This window comes from Bacillus sp. iso_77, from assembly GCF_056173625.1.
This window is the reverse complement of the sequence record NZ_CM149683.1, coordinates 1,021,567-1,045,459: the sequence shown is the minus strand read 5'-3', so window position 1 is coordinate 1,045,459 and position 23,893 is coordinate 1,021,567. Positions and strand designations below refer to the sequence as shown.

The window sequence follows — 23,893 nt, the reverse complement described above, 5'->3', positions numbered from 1 at the left end:
CTTTCTCCTCCGATTGAAAAGAAAATAGGCACCTTTCCCGACTCTTTTCATATCATAAACCATCATGATCTAAAAGGAGGCTGGCAATATCATGTATTACGGTTATTATGACTACTCGCCATATGACATGCGCCAAAACACAAGGATCATTGCAGACCTTGAAAAGGCCATCAATGGCGAATATTCTGCGATCCAATGCTATGAAAAACTTGCACAAAAAGCAAAAAATCCTGAAGCGAAAAAAATCATTCAAGAAATACGTCAGGATGAAGTCAGACATTATCAGCTATTTACAAAGCTATACTATTCTTTGACTGGTAAAAACCACAAACCAAGCATAACAGAGCCTTGTCCAGACCAATTTAGGGAAGGTCTCTTATTTGCCTTTAAAGACGAACAAAAAACAGTCGATTTTTACTTAACGGTATCAGACTATGTCCGTGATCAAGGAACAAAGGAATTAATGAAGCGTATTGCTCAAGATGAACAGCAGCATGCCGTCTGGTTTCTATATCTTTTAACGCACCATGTTTCTTAGTTACCCCTATTTTAATAGGAGATCGTATGTTCCGTCAAAAAATGAAATTGCTTTTTTGCTCATTCAATATGTGAAATAAAGGGCTGTCATCATCAAAACGCCTCTTCGCTTTTCCTTTTTTAATGATAAAACGACCTTTTAACCATAAAAAAACTCCTCTGCTACAAATCGCAGAAGGAGTTTTTTGTTATTTAATGAAATTTTGCTTCATTGCTTTGCTGCTGTTGTTTTAACAATCCATCAATCGATAGCATCTTGCTGCCACTAAGTGTCAAGTAAAGCGCCATGACCATTAAAGAAAGTTCAAATTCATAACCGCCCACAAATCCTCTTGCAAAACCAACTGTGATAATGGCTACAGCCATAATTGGCACAAATAAAGCTGCGAAAAGACGTGTGCCTAAACCTAGAATCAGGGCAATTCCACCAACCAGTTCAATTGTTTTGACAATATAGGCCATAAATTCTGGGACACCAATTTGACCAAAAAATGCAGCAGTGCCTCCTAGTCCACCTTGATATGCTTGAAGCCCATGTAAAAAGAAAATAATGCCTAAGATGACGCGTACAAAAAGTGTTCCTATTTCTTGATTTGTTTTCATATAGTGATTTCCTCCCATTTTTACACTACATCATGTAATGTTCATTCGTAAAAAAAATTAGTAATTTAAGTTGAGCATAATCATTAAGACCAACATGAGGATGGTTGATGTCACAATTGGGATAAGTGGTACATTGAACGGTATGTTGTATGTTGGGTTTAAGATTTTTTGGATTCTTAAATTCAATGCTCGATCTCCAAAGGACACGGCAAATTTCGTTTGTTTTTGAAACTGGGTTCTATTTTTAATGAGTTTCAAAAGGGCTTGCCCTACTCCAAGCTCAGTCCCTGTCTGCTGAATGGCATAGTCATCTGCAATGACTTCACGAAAAACGGAGTAACTTTGTCTCATATGCTTTAACACAGGAATGTACCAAATCACTTTTGTGAGCATAGAGAAAGTGAAAGTCTTTAAAGGGTCGTAGCTGTATTTGTGATGTAATTCGTGATAGACAACAGCATCGATTTCCCCTTCATCCAGCATGTCTATAAGCGCTGTTGAGAGATACACTTTTGGCCGAAGCATCCCCATTGCGAAAGCAAGCGGTTCATGGCAATGAAACACAATGATCTCATTTCTATAATTGTCTGATAGACTTTGCGTTGCATGTTGATCGACTGCCATCATCATATTTCTTTTGAAATGAAGATACTTTCTGACCTGCTTTGTCATATAGAAAACGGCAAAACCAAGCGTATACAAGACGAACGCATCCAGAAAATACTTTAAAGGAGTGAATCCATAAAATTCGAGAACAGATTGACATACATGGATCAGGTTATATGCTTGATTCCAGCCAAAAAAGCTTGAGAGTACATAATAGCCCATCTGGTAAAAGATCACTAAGCCAATCAATATACCGCCTAAAAACAGCAGAGTCGACTTCATTTTAATCATGTCGTTTCTCCTCTTTTTTGGATGCAAGCCTTGCTTCGAGTACCTTCAGTAATTCAGGATCAGCACTTTCAATTGCGTCCACCATATGATTGACTGCAAGGGGGCCGAAATCATCCATCAGTCCTTGAGTAATCCATTTCGTTTGCTCATTTAGAAATTCTTCTTTTGTTAAAACAGGGTTATAGATAGATGAACGCCCTTTTGTTTTCTTTTCCACAATTCCTTTTTCGGTTAATCGATTGAGTACCGTCATGACCGTGTTGAAATTAATTGGCTTCTCATCTGACAGCTTCTGCTGTACCTCTTTAATCGGCATATCCTCACCTTGATAAAGGATCTCCATAATCCTTCCTTCTAAAGGGCCGAAAAAGCGGTTCAATCCCTTTTCGTTATATTTAAAAGAAGGAATTTTCATGTCATCACCTCACACTAAGCATTGTAGTGTAATTGAAAATGATAGTCAACAGATAACAAAAATAGGGGAAAATCGTTGTATATTGTATTTGTTTTTGGCGAAAATTATATGTCATTTATATCAAAAAAATCTCTTTTCTAACAGAGTTAACCATAAGATAATCTTATGAAAATACTAAAAAAATTCGTATTTTATTTATAGAGACTTTTGTATTATAGTGAAGATAACAACATTTCACTTACTGAACAAATATACAGGAAGAAGGTTTATACGTGATGAAGCAAGGAAACAGCCTTCGAACCGATCTCATTTTGATTGCGGTAAGCGGTTTAGGTGGATTCCTTTTGTCTCTAACAGGGATGTCTATCGGCTGGATGATTGGCACATTAATGACAGCTGCATTTATTGCCCTGCGCCGTCCCGCCCTGTTTCAGCGTAAAGGAAAGAATACCTTACGTATTCACAGCAGATGGCTACTCCTTGGTCAATTCATTCTCGGAATCGAACTAGGACAAAAAATGAACATGAAAGTCCTTCACATTTTCGCTGAAAATTGGCTTCCCGTGAGTTTCATGCTCGTCTTTTCTATTTTATTAGCCATGCTCTCCGGGTTTGTCTTATGGAAGCTGAGTAAAACAGATATGCTGACCAGCTTTGTCGGCACTGCCCCCGGCGGTCTTTCCGCTATGCCGGGCATCGCCCAAGAGGTTGGAGCAAATACAGCTGTAGTGAGTCTTGTACAAACGATACGTGTGTTAATGGTCGTACTGACCATTCCATTTACGGTATTTTATTTAAATACAAAAAGCCAATCAGATGTGGTAGTCGCCCAAGGCAGCGCCTTCTCATCAGGCGTTTTCACAATATCAAACATTTCTTGGACTGCTGCACTCATTTTAGGGGCATGGCTGATGTCACGCCTAGCCGTGCGTCTTCACTTTCCCGCCCCATGGCTGATCGGCAGTATGTTAGGTGTGGCGGCTCTCCAAGTAGGGGCAGGCGCCTTGACAGGTCATGATTTGATTCCTTACTGGCCAGCCCAAGCGAACATTGCGTCACAGGTATTTCTAGGGGCAACCATCGGGTCAAAAATGAATAAACAAATGTTTGTCGGGCTAAAAAATACCTTGATTGTGGCCGTCGTCAGCTCAGCCGGATTGATTGCTGCGACCGTTCTCAGTTCAATTGCCATCGCAGAAATAACAGGTATTTCTGTCATTACGGCCATTCTTGCTTTTTCGCCTGGCGGTATTGCGGAAATGGCCACAACAGCTGTTACACTTCATGAGGATTCCACATTTGTTGTGGCTGTACAAGTCGTTAGAATTATTTTGGTCATCGCCATGCTGCCACCGTTTTTTCGTTTCTTACATCATGTCTGGGCAAAAAGACAGACTGATTATAAAGCCGCTAAATAAAAAGAGCCGCTTTGCATAAGCAGAGCGGCTTTCAGATTATCTGACAACGGGCTAAAATGATGTTGATTTTAGCCCGTTGTCTTCTTTTCAGCGTGATAGAAAACCTTTGCAGTCTAGGAAGGTCGAGCACCAGAGCGGAGCGAATTTGACATTCGTGAGCACTGGAGCGCAGACATGACAACGAATGCGAGGGTTTGTCTACACGCTGAGCCGCTTTGCATAAGCAGAGCGGCTCTTTTTTATTCATCATGATTCCTTTTTACACCGACTACTTGATCCTTTGAGATCGTTCCAAAATGCCGGCTGTCAAAGCTATGTATTCGATTATCTCCGATCACGAAGTAATGATTGTTTTGTATGTTCTGACGACCGGTGATGGCTTTTAGCTGAAAATCACCTGTTAGGACGTTGCCCATTTTATGTTTTTTCTGCTCTTTTAAATACGGCTCTTTCCATTTTACACCATCAACAAACAGTTGATCATCTTCATATTTGATTGTTTCTCCTGGAAGTCCAATGACCCGTTTGATCAAGATTTGATTTTTAGGGCCATGAAATAACACATAGTCAAACCGGCTAATTTTCGTGAGTTTTGGCGAGAACTTGTTAATTAATAATTCTGTTCCATCTGTAAATGTCGGGTCCATACTAACCCCTTCTACTTTGTACGTGACAAACATGAAATTCTTTACTTGGAACAACAAGACAATGCATGTAATAATCATGAACCATAGCAATGGCTTCTTTTTCATTAAGAGCCTCCTTTGTCCTCACGCTGACTCATCCGAATATTCAACCTATTTTCTACTCTCTTTCCAACATACCATAATAAAGCAATGACTAGAACCGCAAAAACACTTCTTAACGGATTCTTTACTAAAGCTGAAATGTCATAGCCGATAAAACTAATAATAAAGAGCATGACACACTTCCCTGATAAAGCAGCTAATGAGAACTGCCAGACGCTGATTCTTGATAGACCTGCTACGACATTAACGGCAGCAGAAGGTGTAAAAGGAAAGCAGAGTAAAATAAATAACGGACCAAATCCCCGCTTTTCAACCCAAAGCATTAGCTTTTGAATAGAAGGGTGTCTGCTAATAAAGTTCAGCATCCTCATCTGTCCAAATTTTCTGATCAGTAAAAAGACAAGGATAGACCCTGCACTTGCACCAATCCAGGTCAATAAAAAGCCTTCCCATAGCCCAAAAGCATTTGCATTGGCCACCGCAAATGCCACGAGAGGTAAAAACGGTAGAAATGCTTCTATTAAAGGGAGTAATATAGCCACAATGGGTCCAAAAGCCTTGTAGCTTTCAAAAAATGATGTGATATTTTCATGAGTAAATATAGAAAGAAATAATGGCAACTTGTTTGACTCCTTCAAGGTTTGTCTATCTTTCATTTTACATGGAAAACATAAAAATATACAAATGAATCCCTCTCAGCCCCCCTTGAGATTTTTTAATTCATCCGATATAATAAATAAGAACAAATGTTCTATAAATAAAGAAAGCAGGCATGGACATGACGAGATTATCAAGCGTACAGCTTCAGATGATGGAACAGGCCATCTTTCTTCCAATGGTCATCTCCATCCTCAATCGTGATTTGACGTACCTTAAAAAACATCAAACATTCAAACTAAATGAACCATATATTCAGCTAGTCACCTCTTCATTAAAAGAAGCACAAAAAGCCCTTTATCAACTGAAACAACAGTTACGTAAAGAAAAAATGAACGTACAGCAAATTGAACACGATGAAGGATTTACGACATATTTATTTCTGATAAATGGCTATGAAGAAAAGCATAAATATTTTAATCCCCGTATACGTCATCGTGTAGAGGAAATGCTCACCCATTATTTCCTCCATTCAGGAAAATAATATGGTTATATTTTACATTTATAGAAGGAACTCTTCAGTTGTTGGCGAATTGATTTTTATACCAAAAATTAGGAGGTTCCGAATCATGTTCAAAAAAATAACAGCACTCACCTTAGCAGCAGGATTACTTGTGCCAAGCACAGTGTCAGCATTAGAACCACTGCAGACAGGAAAACAAGCCCCAGCAGCATCTGCACAAATAACAAGTGTAGCCTATACAACGGTTTCTATCGTTGGAAAACGAGTGAAGTTTGAAGTGAAAGCACTCGAAAATCCTTTCAACATGAATTACTATAATCGAATTGCTTGGACGAGTACGGACGAAGAGCCAAGTGTATTCAATGACAATATTCTATCGGTCATTGTCGCAAAAAAAACCGGACAGACTTATCAAGTCTTTTCATACGAAGCGCTCATTTCGGTAAAGGACAAGATTGAATCAGGTCAAAAGGTGTATGGCTGGGCGCTTGCTTTAAATGGTGTGTGGTACCCAACGATGCCTGCAACCCTCTATTATTAAAAAAAGCCTGCCACAGTGGCAGGCTCCAGATTGTTGAAAAAGGGCTAAAATGAACTTTATTTTAGCCCTTTGTCTTCTTTTCAGCGTGATAGAAAACCTTTGCAGTCTAGAAAGGACGAGTACTGGCGCGGAGCGAATTTCACATTCGTGAGCACCAGCACGCAGGACTGACAAAGAATGCGAGGTTTTGTCTACACGCTGAAGCCTGCCACAGCGGCAGGCTCTTTCTCAATTATGACAATTCGAGCTGTTTTCTCAGCTCTTGTCTCACTTCTTCTAATCCTGGTCCATCTAACTCAAAGTAATACACATTCCCAGGCTGGTAATCGTGCCCTTTTAACTGGATGGTATCCACTGATTTTAATGAACTCAGTAAAGGGAATAGACCGATCAACTGTTTCATGGATAAATTGGTGGAGACGTTATCCCCAAGAGTATCAATGATGTTGTCATAAGACGGTATGGAAGAAATGGATTTGGATTTTTCAAAGATGGCTTGAAGTGCTTCCATTTGGCGCTTTCCACGCATGAGATCACTATCTGCCTTTCTCGTTCTCACAAACGCTAATGCTTCTTCACCACTGAGCGTATGCGTGCCGGTTTCCACATGAACTTTTCCTTTCGAATCCTTTTCCATTTGTTTTGCAATGCCTTCATCTTCAATCGTTACGTCAATTCCATTTAGCTCATCGACAATGTCTTGAAACGCCTTAAAGTTTCCTGCAATCACATAGTCTACCGGGATGTTTAACAAATTCTCTACCGTTTTGACTGATAAATCTGCACTCCCAAACGCATGGGCGTGAGCAATTTTATCATATCCTCTCCCCGGTATATCAACATAAGAATCACGAGGAATACTTAGGAGCTTGATCGTTTTGTCTGTTCGATTCACCGTCGCCAGTAAGACCGCATCACTTCTTGCTTCGTCTACCGTTTCACCTGGACGGCTGTCAATCCCTAAGAGCAGCACCGAAAAGCTATCCTTTCCTGGATCAAAAGCTTTCACACGCTTTTGCGAGGTCTCTCCTCTTTCTAAAGATACTTGCGCTTTATTCGACGCTTTTGAAATTTTATAGTATGCGTATCCTGTGACAGATACTGCCATGATCATGACAAATGCCATGATAAACAGCACGACTTTCACCCAAGGTCTTAGCCTTCTTTTTGATCTTGTTTTCTCCTTCATCCTTTCCGAACCCTCACTCTATCTTAGTCTCACAATGTAGGTTCCACTATAACATATTTTGATGAAAGTTTCCTGCACGCAACATATTTTTATGTATCCACAATAAAAAAGCTGCTCAAAATAAGCAGCTTTTCATCCATTACTTTTGTTCAATTCCTTTTTTCACTTCATCAATCATCGCATTCAATGATTCAAGGCCGCCGCCTGCTAAATACCACATGTCAGAGTTTAAATACACCACATGATTGTTTTTAACCGCTTTGACTGATTTCACATAATCATTTTCAACAAGCTGTTTCGCAGACGTTTCTTCTCCAATCGCCGCGCCTCGATCCACGACAAATAAGTAATCTGGGTTCGTTTTGACCATATACTCATACGAAATGCTTTGTCCATGTTTATCAGATGGCTCTAGCTTTTGATCTGCTGGTGTGATGCCAAATACATCATGGATCAGACCATATCTTGACTTAGGACCAAATGCCGTCATTTTGCTGTCGTTCGCCATAATGACGAGACCATTTTTCTTTAACTCTTTTGCTTGTTTCTTTAATGCAGTCACTTTTTGGTCAATGGCAGAAAGTTCTTTTTTCACTTGGTCTTCTTTATCAAAAATCTTTCCTAATGTTTCAGCATTCTTTTTAAATGATTCCATATAGTTTGCATTATCTACATCCATATAAATCGTCGGAGCAATTTTAGAAAATTCATCAAATGCATCCGCTTGACGGTGCTGAATTATGATCAAATCTGGCTTCATCTCTGCAATTTTCTCAAAGTTTGGCTCTTTTAACCCGCCGACATTTTCATATTTGTCACTTTCATATTTAGATAAATATGTAGGGATCACTTGTTTTGGTAAGGCTGTCACGTTGACACCAAGCTTATCAAGTGTATCGAGACTTCCCATATCAAAGACGACGACTTTTTTCGGGTTTTTCTTGACCTTCACACCGTCTTTATTCAACATATCCTTTACTGTTACGGTTTCCTCATTCGTTCCCGCTGTTTCTCCTTGGTTACCACAGGCAGCAAGGACAGCAATCGCTGTTAATACTGTTATCATCCAAATCCATTTTTTCATGATTGATCACCTCTTCATTTTTTTAAGAAAAATATAAGCAAATACGCTCACCACGAATGACTTCGATCGGTATGCGCATGTCATAAATGTGTTCAAGTGCTTCTGTTTGAATCACTTCATCAACGCTTCCTTCTTTGATCACCTGACCCTCTTTTAAGGCGACGATGTGATCTGAATAGACAGATGCAAAGTTAATATCATGGAGAACAACAACAATCGTTTTTCCAAGATCTTTCACGAGCTGCTGAAACAGCTTCATCATTTCAACTGAATGGTTCATATCTAAATTATTTAAAGGCTCATCTAAGAAAATATAATCCGTATCCTGAGCTAGCACCATGGCAATAAAGGCTCTCTGCCTTTGTCCGCCGCTTAGTTCATCTAAATATTGATGCTGGATTTCGACGAGTCTCATGTATTGAAGCGACACATCAATCATGTTCTCATCTTCTTTTGTCAAGCGGCCTTGAGAGTAAGGAAAGCGGCCAAAGCTGACAAGCTCACGAACGGTCAGACGCACACTCATGTGGTTCGACTGCTTCAAGATGCTCATTTTTTTCGCAAGCTCCTGAGGAGAGTAAGCACGATAAGGTTTGTCCTCTAAATAAGCTTCCCCAGTATCAGGTTGAATCAGGCGGCTCATGATGGACAAAAGCGTACTTTTGCCTGCGCCATTTGGACCAATGAGAGAGGTCAGCTGTCCTTTTTTTACACTGACAGTTGTTTCGTGAAGCACTGTTTTTCCGTTATATGTCTTACTGACTCCCTTCATCACGACCATGAACGACTCTCCTTTAAAAGTAGATAAATAAAATACAGTCCGCCGACTAAATCAATTAGCACACTAAGCGGTGTTTGAAACGTAAATACCTTTTCCACAAGAAATTCCCCGCCTACAAGCGCAATGACACTAATGAAAAACGAGCCTAATAGCAAGTACGTGTGCCGATATGTACGAAACAGCTCTCTTGCCACATTTACGACGAGTAAGCCAAGAAACGTAATCGGGCCGACGAGGGCCGTCGCAATCGAAACAAGGACGGCAATGACGATCAGCATCTTTTTTGTGATCCCGTCATAGTCAATCCCAAGATTCACAGCCTGTTCCTTTCCTAATGACATGACATCTAATTTCGCGCGGAAGGTCCATATATAAAGACAAAGTGCCGCAAATAAAAGAGAAGCGAAGAGTAAAATATCTGTGTTCATGTGATTAAAGCTGGCAAAGGACTTGTCCTGTACGACTTGGTATTCATTCGGGTCAATGAGCATTTCCATAAAGGAAGAAAGACTTTTGAACAATGTTCCAAACACAATCCCGACAAGCAGGAGTAAGAAAATATGCTTGTTTTTGCGTTTGAACATGACCGTATAGAGCAGCACAGAAAAAAGAATCATTAATCCAACGCAGAGAAAGAAATTCAGGTTCTTATTCGCGATCATCATATTGGTCGATCCAAAAAGATAAATAATCGCCGTTTGCAAAAACAAGTAAAGCGCGTCTAACCCTAAAATGCTTGGCGTTAAGATTCGGTTATTGGTCAATGTTTGAAACACAACAGAGGAAAAGGCAATCGCGCCTCCTGTCAAAGTCATGGCAAGCACCTTTTTTAAACGGCTCGGCACTGTGTACTCCCAGTACCCCATTTGAAAGGTGACGAAGATGACAACGAATACGGCTGCAATGGCTGCAATGAGAAATAATGTTCGTTTCTTATGCATAGCGCTTCCTCCTTAATAACATGTACAGGAAGATCGCACTTCCAATGATGCCAACCATAAGCCCGACAGATATTTCATATGGATAAATGATCACCCGTCCGAGTACATCACATATGAGCACAAAAATGGCCCCTAATAAAGCCGTATGCGGCAGGCTCTTTTTCAAGTGATCCCCTCGGTAGATCGATACAATATTCGGAATGATTAAGCCGAGGAATGGCAGCATGCCAACAGTCAAAATCGTTACAGAAGTAATCATCGAAACAATCACCAAACCAACTGCCATGACACGTTTATACGTTAAACCTAAATTGACGGCAAAGCTCTCACCCATACCAGCCACTGTAAAGCGGTCAGCATATAAATACGCGATGATCAATAGAGGAACACTCACATAGAGCAGTTCATAACGCCCCTGAACAATAAGAGTAAAATCCCCTTGCAGCCATGCGGATACGTTTTGGATCAAATCATATTTATAGGCTATAAACGTGGAAATTGAACTAACAATTCCGCCAAACATTAAGCCGACTAACGGTACGTAGATCGTATCGTTCACCTTAATATGGCGTAAAATTTTTAAGAATAATAGATTGCCAGCTAACGTAAATAAAAACGCACTCGCCATTTTCATCAGTGGGCTTGCCTGTGTAAAAACAAGCATGGCGGTTAAAATACCCAGCTTGGCCCAATCCATTGTTCCTGCAGTCGTTGGAGAGACAAATTTATTTCTCGTCATGCTTTGCATGATAAAACCGCATAAGCTCAGGCTCATGCCAGCAAGCACAATACTCATTAGCCGCGGGATGCGACTTGAAAATAAGGTGTTCATTTGTTCATCTGATAGATGAAACAACTGTAAAAGAGACAGGTCCTGTACCCCGACAAACAGCGACGCACATGCCAAACACAAAAACAACAAACTTAATTGGTACAACTTCATACAGGGTTCACACTTTCTATCAAGCTCTCTGCCACAAATGATTATCATTATCAATTAAGCGACAGTTCATATATTATCATATTTAGTGAAATATTCAATAGTAGAATGAGGGTGAAAACCGCATAAAAAAACAGCTTTTGGAATCAGCTGCTTTTTACGCTTCAATATTCAATTGAAACTGCCCCTGCAGTTCCTCTTCAGCTTCTTGTAATAACTGCCGCAAATTCTCTGCATAATCACCAAGCTCGTCTTTGCTTGCTTGATAATGAATCCACGTGAGCTCTAAAGGCAAGCTCACTTCTCCTGTTAAACAGTCCCAAAGGGCATCAAGATTTTTCCCGTAATGATCAGGAAGTTGTAACACTGTTTTTAGTTGATCATGAAGCTCCTCTTGTGATCTGCACATCGCACCATTTAGCTGTACTTTTTTCATTTCCCTCCCCCTCTTCTGTCTTTATTTTAAACGAATTGGAGAGGAAAGAGAAAGAATCCATTTCACTTTTGCCTCTCTCTGAAACTTAAACTAAGTAAGATCAGGCAGGCAGCCAGCACGAGCATGAAAAAGAGCGTTAACACTGTCTGAGTACCGTACATATCAGCAAAGAGACCAACGAACACACTTGGTATGCCAAGACCTAGATACGCAAACAAGTAATATCCAGCAACGGCTCTAGCCGCTTCCTTCTTCCCTTTCTCAACAATCAGCTGGAGACCGCCTAAGTAAGTAAATCCATAGCAAGCTGTGCCCGCTAAAAGAGTTCCAGCAAGGACAAGGAAAATGGACCCGCTATTAGCACCGAATAACAGCAGGCCATATCCACACGGAAGACAAATAAAACCGATACGAAGCGCTGCACTGCTATTCATCTTTCGGACAAAAGGCTGCATCAGAACACCTGCCATATTAATAAAAAACAGCGCCGGGCCTACCCACAATTCATAGCCATTTAATTTAAGCTGTGCTGGCAAAATCGAAATGACAAGACCGCACACAGACCATGCGATAGCAATAGCTATGTTCGCAGGCATTGTCCCTTTTGGAAACCTCGGCATGTTCATTAGCGGTTTACTTGCCTCCCCTTGTACAGGCGGCACCAAAAAGAATACAGCAACAATCGTCAACATAATCAAGACCAACACAATCCAATAGCTAAGAGGCGTCAGTGACACTTGCTCAAAAGAAAGAATCGCTGTAAAAAGAGCACCTCCTCCAAATCCAATCGAACTGCATAATGCGATAAACGTTGGGATCCAGCCCGATTTCTCTGGATATAAAGCAATCAAGTAGGCAGTACATGTGCCAACACTTAACCCAAGTCCCACTCCTTGCAGCAGCCGGGCGACAAAGAGCATTTGTATGGTCGGATGCACGATCATGAGCAGGGTGGCACATAATGAAAAGCAAAGAGCGATCAATAAAATCGGTTTTCGTCCAGCCCGGTCAGACATTCCGCCAAGTAACAGTAATACTGGAATCAGTCCGAAAACATACGCAGCAAACACCAGAGCTGTTGACGCCTTTCCGTATCCTGCCTGCTCTGCATATTCCGTATAAAGAGGGACTTGCAGGTTCACTGCTGTTGTAATCATAAAAAGGCTAAATAAAACGAATACAAACGGAATCATAGATAGCTGTGCTGTTTCTTCTTTTGATGCAGGAATCATGGGACTCTCTCCTCTGTGTAAATGATATGAACCAGTGTACACATCATTTGGATTTCTTCCCACATCCAAAAATGAAGCTATTGACCAATCCATAATTCCATGTCATCATCATGATGACATGACAAAGGAAAGAAGGTGCACTGTGTACATTCATTTAGACCGTTCCAGCTCTATCCCGCTCTGGCAGCAAATCGTCAATGGCATCATTCAAAAAATTCATACAAACACACTGAATCCTGATGATCAGTTGACTCCGTCAAGAGTATTAGCACAAGAGCTCAACGTATCTCGATCCACCGTACAGCTTGCCTATGATGAACTGCTGGCAAGAGGCTATGTCAGCACCTCTAGAAGAGGCGGAACAAAGGTCATTTCAAGTGATCACAATGCTGCTTCTCCCCCACATCAAAACGAACCGCCTTTTGCACTTCCGACAAGACCTCACTTTGACGAGGCTGAGAAACAAATGGATCACTGGCTCTCGGCCAATCAATTTCATGACACACTTGAGATTGATTTCCGCCATCAAGAACCAGCCATCGACGACCATTTTCAAAACATATGGAAACGCTCGCTTCTAAAAGCATTACAGCGCTTAAATATGAAAGATTGGGGCTATTCTTCTCCGCATGGATTATGGGAAGTGCGTTCTGAAATTCGCCAATACTTATCGGTTGAACGCGGCATTGATATAGAAGAAGACCAAATCGTGTTAACAGGGGGCACACAGCAAGCCATTGACTTAATTTCACAAGTCATGCTCAAAAAAGGAGATACAGTAGCTGTTGAAGATCCTGGTTTTCCTGGAGCTAGGTTGTCCTTTTTACATCGCGAAATGACTATTTACCCCGCACCAGTCGATGAAGAAGGAATGATGGTGAATACATTGCCAGAACGTACAAAGCTGATCGCTGTAACGCCCTCTCATCAGCGGCCAACCGGTGTCTGTATGAGCGTCAATAGAAGACGGGAGCTGCTGCAGTTTGCTGCGAAGGCTCAATCTTACATATTAGAAGATGATTTTGATGGGGATTATCGTTATCATGGCGGACCGCTTCCTTCTTTATTTTCAGAAGCACCCAATCATGTGATCTATATTGTCAGTTTTTCCAAGGTACTTGCTCCAGGCATCCGCCTTGCTGCCATCATCGGCTCCAAAGCAGTCATTAAAGAAATCGCTGCACTGCAATCACTTATTCAAAGACAGCTGCCGATCATGGAGCAAATCACTCTTGCCTCTTTTTTCAGAGAAGGAGAGTTTACGCGATATGTCAGGCGGATGAGACAGGTGTATAAAAAACGGCAGGCAGCGATGATGGATGCTCTTTTGACACATCACTTTGACAAACACTTCCGTTTATATGGAACCGATACAGGCCTTCACGTCTTTTTGGAAGGAACATCAGACTTTGATGAACAAGGCACGATTGAGGCCGCAAAAGCGGCAGGTGTCGGCATTTATCCATTAAGCCCCTATTGTTATGAAAGCAAAAGGAAAGGGTTGCTGCTTGGTTTTGCCTGTACGGATGAAGCCATGATTCAAGAAGGTGTACGCCGATTAAAGCAAACACTGCACATCTAAAAAAGCCTGGAAGTCTCCCTTCCAGGCTTTTCATTGTGATTGCTGAACGTTTCCCACTTCTTCAATGAAAGAGGCTGTCTCTTGCAATCCATCTTGAAAATGTTGAGTAGCTGACATAAACAGCTTTTCTTGATCAGGACGCTTTAACAGCTGCTCTACCTTGCTAATTCCTTTTTCAAATGAAGCAAGACCTGTCTTTAATTGTTTGTCTGCCTTTTGATACACAGCTGGCACTTCTTGATGAGTAAGCCCTTTTTGAATGACACGGTCGAATGCTTTCGTCGCTTTTGTCAATTTTTCATTTACTTGAATTTTTCCATGTCCATCCGAAATAAATTGATCGGTCATGTTTTCATATGCTTCATTTAACTCATCCATATAACGCTGAACCCATTGTTCATACGCAGCTTCTTTTGTGTTTTGTTTTGAAGGCGGCTGACCTGCTTGATTGCAGGCCGTGAGTAGTGTCACTGTCACGGTAAATAGCAGCATCAAATGCCATCGTTTTTTCATACAGGGCCCCCATTTCTCTTTCCCATTTGTTCATATCGGTCAAATATGATCAACTTTTACCTCATACGAACACCTTGTAAGAAATGACTTATTTTTATTGTAACAGACCGCATGTATCACTTCTGTGATTTATGCGGAAATGAATGAAAATCCTTCTAATGGTTCACATTTCCCTGCCATTTCATGATGATACAGTCAATAGACGACCAGAAAGGCACATTTGGTTTCAATCTATTTCATCTTCGTCATTTTTTCTCAAATAAAAAAGACCCCTTTCGGCGCCTTTTCCTTAGATGTATGGATTTCAAATGATGATCTTTCTTAGCATGGAAGCTACCTTATATTCTGCTCTGCATAGCGGCAACACCCTCTATGATCCTACCCATTTATTGCAGCTTTCCTTTACAAGCAATCTCCAGCTCTTCTACCACCTTGCCATCTTGAATGAGGTATGCTTTTTCATGAAGATTCACAGCAGGACAGATGTGATTCGGAATCATTTGCACCTTCTCACCGATCTGTACACTTTGACGAAAGCCTTCATGATAGATAATGGCATGCTCGTCAAATACGCTTGAAACAAATACATCATCATATTCTTTCACTTTGCCTAAGCCCTCTGTTTTGGTCAGCCCTTTTGTACGCGTTTGTGCCGTCAGCCCCTTGGCCCCTACATCTGTAATCACCCGGCGCTCTGTCGGTTTACTAATGACCGTCGTCAGCACAGAAGCTGCACAATGCGAATATGTGCCGATTACATTGGACTGGGAAGCATCCATCAAGATGTATGTGCCTGGCCGTATTTCAGTGACTCCTTTTGGAATATCAAATTGAAATAAAAATGGCGGTGTTGATCCAATACTGACGACCTCTATCGGCATACCAGCTTCTTCTGCAATCTGTGCAAAACGGAGCGTTCGATTAACAGCCTCCTCGTATAATGTCCGGCAATGTGCTTTACTTTCCGCTAGATACGTATGACCATCATGAGAAAAAATCCCCTTTAAATGAACGGCATCACTTGTTTGAATCGCCTCTAATATGTGGCAGAAATCACGTTCTTCAATGACACCAGACCTTCCCTCTCCAACCTCTATCTCAATTAAAACCTCCGCTTTTTTCTCTGATTCACAAAAGACTTGCTCAATCTGCTTCACATGCTCAACACAATCTATACCGAATGAAATCTGTATCGACTCTGCCAGTTTACGAATCCGCTTGAGTTTAATCTCACCTACAATTTGATTGGCGATAAAAATATCCTTTAGCCCATGGGCTGCCATTACTTCAGCCTCTCCTACTTTCGCTACCGTAATGCCAGATGCACCTTTCTCTTCCTGCAGCTTGGCAAGTGCAGGCGTTTTATGAGTTTTCGTATGAGGGCGCAATTTGACATGCTGACGGTCTGCGTATTGCTGCATCGCCGCTACATTCTCCATCATCACCCGTTTATCAATGAGTAGTGCCGGCGTATCCAGTTCTTCATACATCATCCCCATGACCCCTTTCGTTATATAAAAAATTATATAATATAGATAAATTATATATTTTTTTATACGATAATCAATGGTTTTTTCTGCAAAAAAATGATGGCGATGAGTAAGCAGTCCAGCGGCTGTCTGCCGCTGGTCTCTCACTAATAACGATTACGAAGTTCTCTTAAGATAAAATCATACACAAGGTTGAGCTGCTGTTCCTTTGGATACAGCATAAATTCTTGTTTCTTAGGAAGACCTCCATCAAGTCGATCTTGAAATTTCGTTCGGAGATACGCTGTTCGGTGTACCTGACTCTCAAATGACTTATATGAGACATCTAGTTTGACCGATTGCTCATTTGTAAAAGTAACAACCGTGTCTCCGAGGGATGATTCCTGAAAGATATGAATGTATTTGTGGGAATCCATCCGCATTGAGGGCGGTTGGATGAATAGGTTGGGAAGAAATACAGATGATTGGATGAGTCAATCACGATGGGAGGCTTGTGTGATATACCTGTTACTTCATATGTTCCCGCTTTTCTGCCTGCATAGCTTGAGCCAAAGAACCTGCAACTGCGTTCTATAATTTGCAGCGGCTTTAATTCAACGTAAAAGCTTGTCTCTCTTTCGATCACTCTTGAATATACTCGTTTTCCTTCTTCAACCGGAAGGACCGCCATTGTTGTTTGATTAATGACGTATGAATCTAATGGTGTTTCACTAATTCCTGACACTTCATTTCCTCCTGTGTTAATTTTTGGTTATTTTAGATACTATTAATCTATCACCAACGTATAAGAAACGACAGGATTTTTTCAATATTTATTTAAAATTATCTTTTTATCATGTTATTTAGTACATTCGATCTATCTAAAAGCCATTTTTAAAGATATATCGCATCTTGTCGACTGGACAAGGGGTGTCGATATGGCTCAAAAATAAATTGTCTAAAAATTATAAATTCTTGTTGATTTTTTCTCCGCCAATCCATATACTATAAAAAAGGCATCGGGGGGATTCTTTATGAAAGAGAAAAAAACGTATGCTGAGCTCATGAAGTCCCGCAACACCCAAAAAACCGAAGAGAATGGCGTTACTATTTTAGACATTTATATTCAAATGGTTTTAGATGAGGCGCTTTATAAACAGCGCTTAACCTTCCTTAGAGAAGAGATTGACAAGGCTCTAGATCAGCGTGATGAAAAGCGTTTTAATGACCTGTCAGCTCAATATGCAGAACATTGCTTACATCAATCATGATGATTTTACTTGCGGCAGAGAGACAGAAACTTGTCTCTTTACCGCAAGTTTTTTGTTTTTATCCATTTAATATGGTTCCGCCATTCACATGAATCATTTGTCCATTCATATAAGAAGAGTCTTCGCTCGCTAAAAATAAATAACTCGGTGCTAACTCTACTGGCTCACCAGGCCGCTCCATTGGGACATCTCCACCAAATTCAGACACTTCCTTTTCCGTAAATGTGGATGGAATCAGCGGTGTCCAAATCGGTCCAGGCGCTACCCCATTTACCCGAATCCCTTGTTTGATAAGAGATAGAGATAATGATCTTGTAAACGTTACAACCGCCCCTTTTGTCGATGAATAATCAATTAAGGTTTCATGACCTTTATAAGCAGTGACCGATGCTGTATTAATAATACTGCTTCCTTTCTTTAAATGAGGGAGCACCGCTTTTGTTAAATAGAACATGGCAAATATATTCGTTTGAAATGTCCGAAGAAGCTGGTGAGAGGTAATCTGTTCAATGCTTTTTTGCGGATGCTGTTCACCTGCGTTGTTGACCAAAATATCAATCGAACCGAAAGCATCTTTTGTTTGTTTGACGACCTCGTTTGAAAAAGCTTCATCCCCTAGGTCACCTGATATTAAAATGACGCGGCCTCCCATCTTTTCAATATAGTCCTTCGTTTCTTCCGCATCACGATGTTCATTCAAATAAACAATCGCTACATTGGCTCCTTCTTTCGCAAATAAGACAGATACTGCTCTTCCAATCCCGCTGTCTCCACCTGTGACAATCGCCGTTTTCCCTGTCAGCTTTTTGCCTTGCACCTCTCGATCAAAGATAGGTCTAGGGTTCATTTTATATTCAAGTCCTGGACGTTCGTTCTGATGCTGAGGCGGTAACGTTTTCTTTGGCTGCTTTGTTGACACGTCAGTCCACTCCTTCCTTTTTATCTCGTTTATTTTTATGTGTTGCTCATTTTTTTATGTATTTCGCTCTTGTTTTCACTAAAATGTATGATTTTCAGCATCGTGGAAAAATTATACACAACAAGTGACTGGAGGCGACAACATGGAACAAGAACATAAAGGATCGGAACAAGCAAAGTCGTTATGGCTAGCTGATAGTGAGAAGCCCTCTTTTCCTACTGTCAGCGAAGATCTTACAGCAGATGTCATCATTGTCGGTGCCGGTATTACCGGTATCGCTACTGCATTTGAAATGACAGAACGCGGACTGGATGTCATCATCATAGATGCTGATCAAGTATTGCAAGGAACCACTGGACATACGACAGCGAAAATTACTTCCCAGCATGATGTGTACTATCATGAGCTGATTCAGCATATTGGTATGCCGAAAGCCCGTTTATATGTAGAAGCAAATGAAAAAGCAAAGGAGCTCATCCAAGCACGTGTGAAAGAGTATGACATTGATTGTCAGCTTGAGGTAAAAGATGCTTACCTTTATACAACAGAAGAAAACGGCGTCAAAAAGTTAAGGAAGGAATTAGATGCGTACAAACAGCTCGGTATCGATCGCGAATGGAAAACAGCGCTCCCGTTTGATGCTGGCATCAAGGTAGCCCTCGCCATGACGCAGCAAGCACAATTTCATCCTCTTCATTATCTTCATGCACTGATCGATCAGCTCATTGACCGAGGCGTGCGCATATTTGAACAGACAACGGCAGTCGATGTAAAAGAAGGAAAACACCCTGCTGTCATCACAAAAAGTGGTCATCATCTGATGGGGCGCTCTATCATTTCATGCTCACACTTTCCTTTTTACGATGGCAAAGGACTGTATTTCACGCGAATCCATCCTGAGCAATCTTATGTCGTCGCAGCCAAAACAAAAAAACCGCTTCCAGACGGCATGTACTTAGGAATTGATCAGCCTGCCCATTCATTAAGAACGGCGAAATTCCATGGAGAAGATGTCGTGCTCATCGGTGGACAAGGCCATAAAACCGGACAAGGCGGAGATGAATCCGCACACTATGAAGCACTAGAAAAGTTTGGAGAAACCACCCTTGGCATAACGGAAGTCCTTTACCGTTGGTCCACGCATGATATGGTCACAATGGATCAAATCCCTTACATTGGCCGCCTGACATCACATCATTCGAATATTTTTGTGGCAACAGGCTTTAGAAAATGGGGCATGACCACAAGCCACGTAGCAGCGACACTGATCGGAGATTTGATCGAAGGAAAATCGAATCCTTACGAATCCATCTTTACTCCATCAAGACTCGTGTCAGACGCATTCGTAAAAGACTTTATCAAAGAAAACACCAATGTTGCAGCGAAGCTAATCAGCGGTAAATTAAAACGAGCTGATCAAACAATTGATGATTTAAAACCGGGTGAAGGCGGGATTGTGTCTTATGAGCATAAAAAATGTGGCGCATTTAAGTCAGAGGACGGCGATATCTTTCTTGTCGATACAACCTGTACTCATTTAGGCTGTGAAGTCGCGTGGAATAATAGTGACCGCACGTGGGACTGTCCTTGTCACGGGTCTCGCTTCTCCATTACGGGAGAAGTAGTAGAAGGTCCGGCTAAAAAACCACTAAAAAGGTCATATAAAGAACAGTAAAATTTCACTGTTTTCCCTTTAATAAAACCAAAATTATCCGATAAAAAACATAAAGTCTGATATTTGTGATGATTATGGGGGGACAAACACATTGTTATTTAAAAAAGAGAGTAAAAAGAAAAACACTGCTTTTTTCACACAGCAGGATGATGGGATAAAACGAATCAATTTTCCGGAGAATACGGACATTGCCAAACAAATTAAAATGATTGATTTGACGCAGCAAGACCTTTTTATCTTGAAACAGCTGAATCCAATCGTTCAAGATGAAATTGAACATATCGTCGATAAATTTTATAAAAACCTAGAAGTCGAGTCTTCCTTGATGCACATCATTCAAGATAACAGCTCAGTCGAGCGTCTAAAGAAAACACTACGCATTCATATTAGTGAAATGTTTGCCGGTGTGATTGACGAATCTTATGTGGCCAAAAGAATTAAAATTGCACAAGTTCATTTAAGAATTGGACTTCAACCTAAATGGTATATGGCAGCCTTCCAAGACCTATTGCTATCCATAATGGATTTATTTGCCCAGCATATCCAAGATTTCAAAGAATATCAGACGGCAGTGAAGGCGACGACGAAAATTTTAAATCTAGAGCAACAGCTTGTCCTAGATACGTTCCAAAATGAATACTCTAAAGTTCGTGATGAAGCAGAACTACAGCAAAAAGAGCTTCATACAAAAATTACAGAAACATCTAATTCACTTGCTTCTCTCTTCTCAAATACAACAAATGCAGTGGACAAACTTGTATCAAAATCTGATGAGATGGCGGATATGTCACAGGCTGGCACAAAGATTTCAGCACAAGTTGAAGAGAAATCAATTGGCGGTAAAAAAGAGTTAGAAATTCAGCAGACGCAGATGAACCAAATTGACGGCAGTATGACAAAGATTGAAACAGAAATTAAACGCTTAGAAGAAATTGCGAAACAAATTGAACAAATTTTTGGGATCGTCACAGGTATTGCGGAGCAAACGAATTTACTATCTTTAAACGCTTCAATCGAATCAGCTCGAGCAGGTGAACATGGCAAAGGCTTTGCTGTCGTTGCAAATGAGGTTCGCAAATTATCAGAGGATACAAAGAAAACGGTTTCAACTGTATCTGAGCTCGTCAACAACACAAATTCACAAATCGCCATTGTGTCACAGCATATTGCTGATGTGAATTTACTTGTGACAGACAGTAAAGAAAAAATGACCCAAATCAACTCGCTATTCGATGATATCGTCAGCAGCATGAACTTAAGCAAAAACCAAAACGGAAAAATTGAAATAGATTTGCAAACATTCCTAAACGAATTGAAAGAAGTCAAACAAACAGTGTCCCAAGTGGCAAGTTCGGTCGAGTCCTTAACGAGTCTGACAAATCACTGATCCAGTCATTCTTCTTCTATTTTAGTATAATAGAGGAAAAGATAGAAAAGGCGGGATTTGATTGACAGCAATTTGCCTAGTCAGACACGGAGAAACCGATTGGAATGCAGCGAAACGAATTCAAGGACGAACAGATATCCCTTTAAATGACACTGGTAAATGGCAAGCGGAACAAACCGGTCTTTACTTAAAAGATGCCCACTGGGATGTTGTCATTTCCAGTCCGCTATCAAGGGCAAAAGAAACAGCTCATTTGATTTTACAGCATGTACATGCACCGCTCTTAATCATGGACGATTTTATTGAACGTGACTATGGCGACGCTGAAGGCATGTCATTTGAGGAACGTCAGAAGCTGTTTCCGAATAAACAGTATCCAAATATGGAACCATTATCGGCACTTCAAGATCGAATGCTAGAAGGTATTGAAAAAGTGAGGGCAACCTACCCAGATCAACGGGTACTAATCGTAGCACACGGTGCTGCCATCCATGCCTTACTCACCTCACTAGCTGACGAACATATGGGTATTAAGGATACAAGGCTTGAGAATGCCTGCTTAAATTATGTGGAATGGACAGATGGTGAATGGAAGGTGAACGATTACAACGTGGTCAGCCATTTAACACAATCTGCCCCTTCTTAAAGAACCTGTTTTCATAGCAGGTTCTTTTTCATGTCAAAAACAATGATAAAATAATATTTTTTTATATCGAAATTCGAAATAGATGATAGCCTTTTCTACCCATTTTATGGCATTTCGGGTATCGAATGTTTATCCTCAAATAGATCATGAGAAAAAAAGCACGATTCCTTTTTAATAGGAAACCGTTGGAAATATAGAATAAACATATTTTACCATCATTTCCAAGCGACTTAATTCCCTATTTTTCGCTAGGACTTCCACAAAAATTCGGGCCTACTCTTATTTGCCTATCTCTATTAAACTGAAAATACAGAATAATCAAACGGATCATTCTAATAGACTACGGATGATTATTCTGAAATAAGAAAAAGGGATGTGGAATGTGCGTGAAAAAGAAAAATGTGATGACAAGTGTTTTATTGGCTGTCCCTCTTCTGTTTTCAGCAGGGTTTGGAGGCTCGATGGCAAATGCCGAGACTGCCTCAAAGTCAGAAAGCGAAAAAAGCTATATCGTTGGCTTTAAAGCTTCTGCCACCACAAACAGCTCTAAGAAACAAGCAGTGACACAAAATGGTGGGAAATTAGAAAAACAATACCGCCTCATTAATGCTGCACAAGTGAAGATGTCTGAACAAGCCGCAAAAAAACTTGAACACGACCCTAGCATTGCTTATGTAGAAGAAGACCACAAAGCAGAAGCATATGCCCAAACCGTCCCTTATGGTATCCCTCAAATCAAAGCTCCAGCCGTACACGCTCAAGGTTATAAAGGTTCTAACGTCAAAGTAGCTGTCCTTGATACTGGAATCCACGCCGCACACCCTGACTTAAATGTTGCAGGCGGTGCTAGCTTCGTCCCTTCAGAGCCAAATGCCACACAAGACTTTCAATCACACGGAACTCACGTAGCCGGAACCATTGCTGCCCTTGATAACACGATTGGTGTTCTTGGGGTTGCGCCGAGCGCCTCCTTGTATGCCGTTAAAGTGTTAGATCGAAACGGAGATGGACAATACAGCTGGATTATCAGCGGTATTGAATGGGCTGTTGCCAATAACATGGATGTCATCAATATGAGCTTAGGCGGACCAAACGGCTCCACAGCGCTTAAAAATGCTGTAGACACAGCGAATAACCGCGGAGTAGTTGTCGTTGCCGCAGCAGGGAATTCAGGTTCAATTGGCTCTACTAGCACCGTAGGCTATCCTGCAAAATACGACTCTACAATTGCTGTTGCCAACGTGAACAGCAACAATGTCAGAAACTCGTCTTCTAGCGCAGGTCCTGAATTAGATGTTTCTGCACCTGGTACATCGATTTTAAGTACAGTACCAAGCAGTGGATATACGTCTTATACGGGAACATCAATGGCATCTCCTCATGTAGCAGGAGCAGCAGCGCTTATCCTTTCTAAGTATCCGAATCTATCAACGTCTCAGGTTCGTCAGCGCTTAGAAAATACGGCAACACCGCTTGGTAATTCGTTCTATTATGGAAAAGGATTAATTAACGTTCAAGCGGCTTCTAACTAAAATAAGTGTGACAAAA

The 23,893-nt window shown here is 41.0% G+C and carries 24 protein-coding genes and 2 pseudogenes; 10 read left to right on the top strand and 16 right to left on the bottom strand.

Translation table 11 applies throughout. The annotated features are described in order from the left end of the window. Positions 1-91: 91 nt before the first annotated feature. Complete coding sequence (locus tag AC0VYC_RS05255) at positions 92-538, top strand: ferritin-like domain-containing protein (protein ID WP_007499129.1); 447 nt, start codon at positions 92-94, stop codon at positions 536-538. A 191-nt stretch (positions 539-729) separates the two neighbouring features. Here AC0VYC_RS05255 and AC0VYC_RS05250 read toward each other — a convergent pair whose 3' ends face one another. From AC0VYC_RS05250 to AC0VYC_RS05240, 3 genes are read right to left on the bottom strand one after another with little or no spacing between them, the layout of a single operon-like run. Beyond that, positions 730-1,140 (bottom strand): DoxX family protein, encoded by a 411-nt coding sequence (locus AC0VYC_RS05250; RefSeq protein WP_008348626.1) that lies wholly within the window; start codon positions 1,138-1,140, stop codon positions 730-732. 57 nt (positions 1,141-1,197) lie between these two features. Next, on the bottom strand, positions 1,198-2,037 hold the full coding sequence (locus AC0VYC_RS05245) for a M56 family metallopeptidase (protein WP_475389608.1): 840 nt from the start codon (positions 2,035-2,037) through the stop codon (positions 1,198-1,200). Then, entirely contained in the window at positions 2,030-2,452 is a 423-nt protein-coding gene (locus tag AC0VYC_RS05240; RefSeq protein WP_007499135.1) for a BlaI/MecI/CopY family transcriptional regulator, read from the bottom strand. The genes AC0VYC_RS05245 and AC0VYC_RS05240 overlap by 8 nt, the downstream gene beginning before the upstream one ends. Positions 2,453-2,727: 275 nt before the next feature. Between AC0VYC_RS05240 and AC0VYC_RS05235 the strand changes: the two genes are divergently transcribed. Further along, positions 2,728-3,870 carry an AbrB family transcriptional regulator gene (locus AC0VYC_RS05235; protein WP_007499137.1) on the top strand — a complete coding sequence of 381 codons (1,143 nt, stop codon included), beginning with the start codon at positions 2,728-2,730 and terminating at the stop codon, positions 3,868-3,870. Between the two features lie 239 nt (positions 3,871-4,109). Here AC0VYC_RS05235 and lepB read toward each other — a convergent pair whose 3' ends face one another. Both lepB and AC0VYC_RS05225 read right to left on the bottom strand, forming a co-directional pair. Next, positions 4,110-4,622, bottom strand: a complete 513-nt coding sequence (lepB, locus tag AC0VYC_RS05230) for a signal peptidase I (RefSeq protein WP_007499139.1) — start codon at positions 4,620-4,622, stop codon at positions 4,110-4,112. Further along, positions 4,622-5,239, bottom strand: coding sequence for a TVP38/TMEM64 family protein (locus tag AC0VYC_RS05225; RefSeq protein ID WP_017366969.1), 618 nt, complete (start codon positions 5,237-5,239; stop codon positions 4,622-4,624). The genes lepB and AC0VYC_RS05225 overlap by 1 nt, the downstream gene beginning before the upstream one ends. 158 nt (positions 5,240-5,397) lie before the next feature. Here AC0VYC_RS05225 and AC0VYC_RS05220 point away from each other — a divergent pair, with 158 nt between their 5' ends. Both AC0VYC_RS05220 and AC0VYC_RS05215 read left to right on the top strand, forming a co-directional pair. Then, positions 5,398-5,760 carry a YhjD family protein gene (locus AC0VYC_RS05220; protein WP_017360224.1) on the top strand — a complete coding sequence of 121 codons (363 nt, stop codon included), beginning with the start codon at positions 5,398-5,400 and terminating at the stop codon, positions 5,758-5,760. A gap of 85 nt (positions 5,761-5,845) precedes the next feature. Beyond that, entirely contained in the window at positions 5,846-6,280 is a 435-nt protein-coding gene (locus AC0VYC_RS05215) for an enoyl-CoA hydratase (protein ID WP_268416794.1), read from the top strand. A 232-nt stretch (positions 6,281-6,512) separates the two neighbouring features. Here AC0VYC_RS05215 and AC0VYC_RS05210 read toward each other — a convergent pair whose 3' ends face one another. The 7 genes from AC0VYC_RS05210 to AC0VYC_RS05180 form a co-directional block, all read right to left on the bottom strand. Next, complete coding sequence (locus tag AC0VYC_RS05210) at positions 6,513-7,469, bottom strand: LCP family protein (RefSeq protein WP_007499147.1); 957 nt, start codon at positions 7,467-7,469, stop codon at positions 6,513-6,515. 139 nt (positions 7,470-7,608) lie between these two features. Continuing rightward, on the bottom strand, positions 7,609-8,553 hold the full coding sequence (locus AC0VYC_RS05205) for a siderophore ABC transporter substrate-binding protein (protein WP_144678945.1): 945 nt from the start codon (positions 8,551-8,553) through the stop codon (positions 7,609-7,611). 22 nt (positions 8,554-8,575) lie between these two features. Further along, positions 8,576-9,334 carry an iron ABC transporter ATP-binding protein gene (locus AC0VYC_RS05200; protein WP_019743341.1) on the bottom strand — a complete coding sequence of 253 codons (759 nt, stop codon included), beginning with the start codon at positions 9,332-9,334 and terminating at the stop codon, positions 8,576-8,578. Continuing rightward, the gene (locus AC0VYC_RS05195) at positions 9,325-10,275 is read right to left on the bottom strand and encodes an iron chelate uptake ABC transporter family permease subunit (protein WP_045034717.1); all 951 of its coding nucleotides are present in this window, start codon (positions 10,273-10,275) and stop codon (positions 9,325-9,327) included. Before AC0VYC_RS05195 ends, AC0VYC_RS05200 begins: the two co-directional genes overlap by 10 nt. Beyond that, positions 10,268-11,218, bottom strand: coding sequence for an ABC transporter permease (locus tag AC0VYC_RS05190; protein ID WP_475389603.1), 951 nt, complete (start codon positions 11,216-11,218; stop codon positions 10,268-10,270). Before AC0VYC_RS05190 ends, AC0VYC_RS05195 begins: the two co-directional genes overlap by 8 nt. Before the next feature lie 154 nt (positions 11,219-11,372). After that, positions 11,373-11,651: a barstar family protein gene (locus AC0VYC_RS05185; RefSeq protein ID WP_039167440.1), complete on the bottom strand. Its 279-nt coding sequence runs from the start codon at positions 11,649-11,651 to the stop codon at positions 11,373-11,375. A gap of 62 nt (positions 11,652-11,713) precedes the next feature. Then, a complete protein-coding gene (locus AC0VYC_RS05180; RefSeq protein WP_203144230.1) occupies positions 11,714-12,883 on the bottom strand; it encodes an MFS transporter in 1,170 nt (389 codons plus the stop codon). A 142-nt stretch (positions 12,884-13,025) separates the two neighbouring features. Here AC0VYC_RS05180 and pdxR point away from each other — a divergent pair, with 142 nt between their 5' ends. Beyond that, on the top strand, positions 13,026-14,465 hold the full coding sequence (gene pdxR, locus AC0VYC_RS05175) for a MocR-like pyridoxine biosynthesis transcription factor PdxR (RefSeq protein ID WP_186365893.1): 1,440 nt from the start codon (positions 13,026-13,028) through the stop codon (positions 14,463-14,465). A gap of 30 nt (positions 14,466-14,495) precedes the next feature. Here pdxR and AC0VYC_RS05170 read toward each other — a convergent pair whose 3' ends face one another. The 3 genes and pseudogenes from AC0VYC_RS05170 to AC0VYC_RS05160 all read right to left on the bottom strand — a co-directional run bounded on the left by AC0VYC_RS05170 (position 14,496) and on the right by AC0VYC_RS05160 (position 17,192). After that, a complete protein-coding gene (locus tag AC0VYC_RS05170; protein ID WP_008348662.1) occupies positions 14,496-14,978 on the bottom strand; it encodes a hypothetical protein in 483 nt (160 codons plus the stop codon). A 386-nt stretch (positions 14,979-15,364) separates the two neighbouring features. After that, on the bottom strand, positions 15,365-16,471 hold the full coding sequence (locus AC0VYC_RS05165) for a D-TA family PLP-dependent enzyme (RefSeq protein ID WP_475389600.1): 1,107 nt from the start codon (positions 16,469-16,471) through the stop codon (positions 15,365-15,367). 143 nt (positions 16,472-16,614) lie between these two features. After that, a pseudogene (locus AC0VYC_RS05160) lies at positions 16,615-17,192 on the bottom strand (competence protein ComK). Positions 17,193-17,481: 289 nt separating this feature from the next. Between AC0VYC_RS05160 and AC0VYC_RS05155 the strand changes: the two are divergent. Next, a complete protein-coding gene (locus AC0VYC_RS05155; protein ID WP_008348804.1) occupies positions 17,482-17,718 on the top strand; it encodes an IDEAL domain-containing protein in 237 nt (78 codons plus the stop codon). A gap of 58 nt (positions 17,719-17,776) precedes the next feature. Here the strand turns inward: AC0VYC_RS05155 and AC0VYC_RS05150 are convergent, their stop codons facing one another. After that, complete coding sequence (locus AC0VYC_RS05150) at positions 17,777-18,637, bottom strand: SDR family oxidoreductase (RefSeq protein ID WP_058337510.1); 861 nt, start codon at positions 18,635-18,637, stop codon at positions 17,777-17,779. A gap of 142 nt (positions 18,638-18,779) precedes the next feature. Between AC0VYC_RS05150 and AC0VYC_RS05145 the strand changes: the two genes are divergently transcribed. The 4 genes and pseudogenes from AC0VYC_RS05145 to AC0VYC_RS05130 all read left to right on the top strand — a co-directional run bounded on the left by AC0VYC_RS05145 (position 18,780) and on the right by AC0VYC_RS05130 (position 23,877). Beyond that, positions 18,780-20,312, top strand: coding sequence for an FAD-dependent oxidoreductase (locus AC0VYC_RS05145; RefSeq protein WP_268381648.1), 1,533 nt, complete (start codon positions 18,780-18,782; stop codon positions 20,310-20,312). A gap of 79 nt (positions 20,313-20,391) precedes the next feature. Further along, positions 20,392-21,699: pseudogene (locus tag AC0VYC_RS05140) on the top strand (globin-coupled sensor protein); the annotation flags it as partial. A gap of 61 nt (positions 21,700-21,760) precedes the next feature. After that, positions 21,761-22,345: a histidine phosphatase family protein gene (locus AC0VYC_RS05135; RefSeq protein ID WP_203144226.1), complete on the top strand. Its 585-nt coding sequence runs from the start codon at positions 21,761-21,763 to the stop codon at positions 22,343-22,345. Positions 22,346-22,731: 386 nt separating this feature from the next. Continuing rightward, positions 22,732-23,877 carry a serine alkaline protease SapB gene (locus tag AC0VYC_RS05130; RefSeq protein WP_475389597.1) on the top strand — a complete coding sequence of 382 codons (1,146 nt, stop codon included), beginning with the start codon at positions 22,732-22,734 and terminating at the stop codon, positions 23,875-23,877. Positions 23,878-23,893: the final 16 nt, after the last annotated feature.

Excerpts from the sequence above, each read along its gene's own strand:
- AC0VYC_RS05245 (WP_475389608.1), bottom strand. The coding sequence starts at position 2,037 with ATGATTAAAATGAAGTCGACTCTGCTGTTTTTAGGCGGTATATTGATT.
- AC0VYC_RS05155 (WP_008348804.1), top strand. The coding sequence starts at position 17,482 with ATGAAAGAGAAAAAAACGTATGCTGAGCTCATGAAGTCCCGCAACACC.
- AC0VYC_RS05235 (WP_007499137.1), top strand. The coding sequence starts at position 2,728 with ATGAAGCAAGGAAACAGCCTTCGAACCGATCTCATTTTGATTGCGGTA.
- AC0VYC_RS05165 (WP_475389600.1), bottom strand. The coding sequence starts at position 16,471 with ATGATGTATGAAGAACTGGATACGCCGGCACTACTCATTGATAAACGG.
- AC0VYC_RS05200 (WP_019743341.1), bottom strand. The coding sequence starts at position 9,334 with ATGGTCGTGATGAAGGGAGTCAGTAAGACATATAACGGAAAAACAGTG.
- AC0VYC_RS05190 (WP_475389603.1), bottom strand. The coding sequence starts at position 11,218 with ATGAAGTTGTACCAATTAAGTTTGTTGTTTTTGTGTTTGGCATGTGCG.
- AC0VYC_RS05185 (WP_039167440.1), bottom strand. The coding sequence starts at position 11,651 with ATGAAAAAAGTACAGCTAAATGGTGCGATGTGCAGATCACAAGAGGAG.
- AC0VYC_RS05210 (WP_007499147.1), bottom strand. The coding sequence starts at position 7,469 with ATGAAGGAGAAAACAAGATCAAAAAGAAGGCTAAGACCTTGGGTGAAA.
- AC0VYC_RS05195 (WP_045034717.1), bottom strand. The coding sequence starts at position 10,275 with ATGCATAAGAAACGAACATTATTTCTCATTGCAGCCATTGCAGCCGTA.
- lepB (WP_007499139.1), bottom strand. The coding sequence starts at position 4,622 with ATGAAAAAGAAGCCATTGCTATGGTTCATGATTATTACATGCATTGTC.
- AC0VYC_RS05180 (WP_203144230.1), bottom strand. The coding sequence starts at position 12,883 with ATGATTCCTGCATCAAAAGAAGAAACAGCACAGCTATCTATGATTCCG.
- AC0VYC_RS05220 (WP_017360224.1), top strand. The coding sequence starts at position 5,398 with ATGACGAGATTATCAAGCGTACAGCTTCAGATGATGGAACAGGCCATC.
- AC0VYC_RS05170 (WP_008348662.1), bottom strand. The coding sequence starts at position 14,978 with ATGAAAAAACGATGGCATTTGATGCTGCTATTTACCGTGACAGTGACA.
- AC0VYC_RS05255 (WP_007499129.1), top strand. The coding sequence starts at position 92 with ATGTATTACGGTTATTATGACTACTCGCCATATGACATGCGCCAAAAC.
- AC0VYC_RS05215 (WP_268416794.1), top strand. The coding sequence starts at position 5,846 with ATGTTCAAAAAAATAACAGCACTCACCTTAGCAGCAGGATTACTTGTG.
- AC0VYC_RS05205 (WP_144678945.1), bottom strand. The coding sequence starts at position 8,553 with ATGAAAAAATGGATTTGGATGATAACAGTATTAACAGCGATTGCTGTC.
- AC0VYC_RS05250 (WP_008348626.1), bottom strand. The coding sequence starts at position 1,140 with ATGAAAACAAATCAAGAAATAGGAACACTTTTTGTACGCGTCATCTTA.
- AC0VYC_RS05240 (WP_007499135.1), bottom strand. The coding sequence starts at position 2,452 with ATGAAAATTCCTTCTTTTAAATATAACGAAAAGGGATTGAACCGCTTT.
- AC0VYC_RS05145 (WP_268381648.1), top strand. The coding sequence starts at position 18,780 with ATGGAACAAGAACATAAAGGATCGGAACAAGCAAAGTCGTTATGGCTA.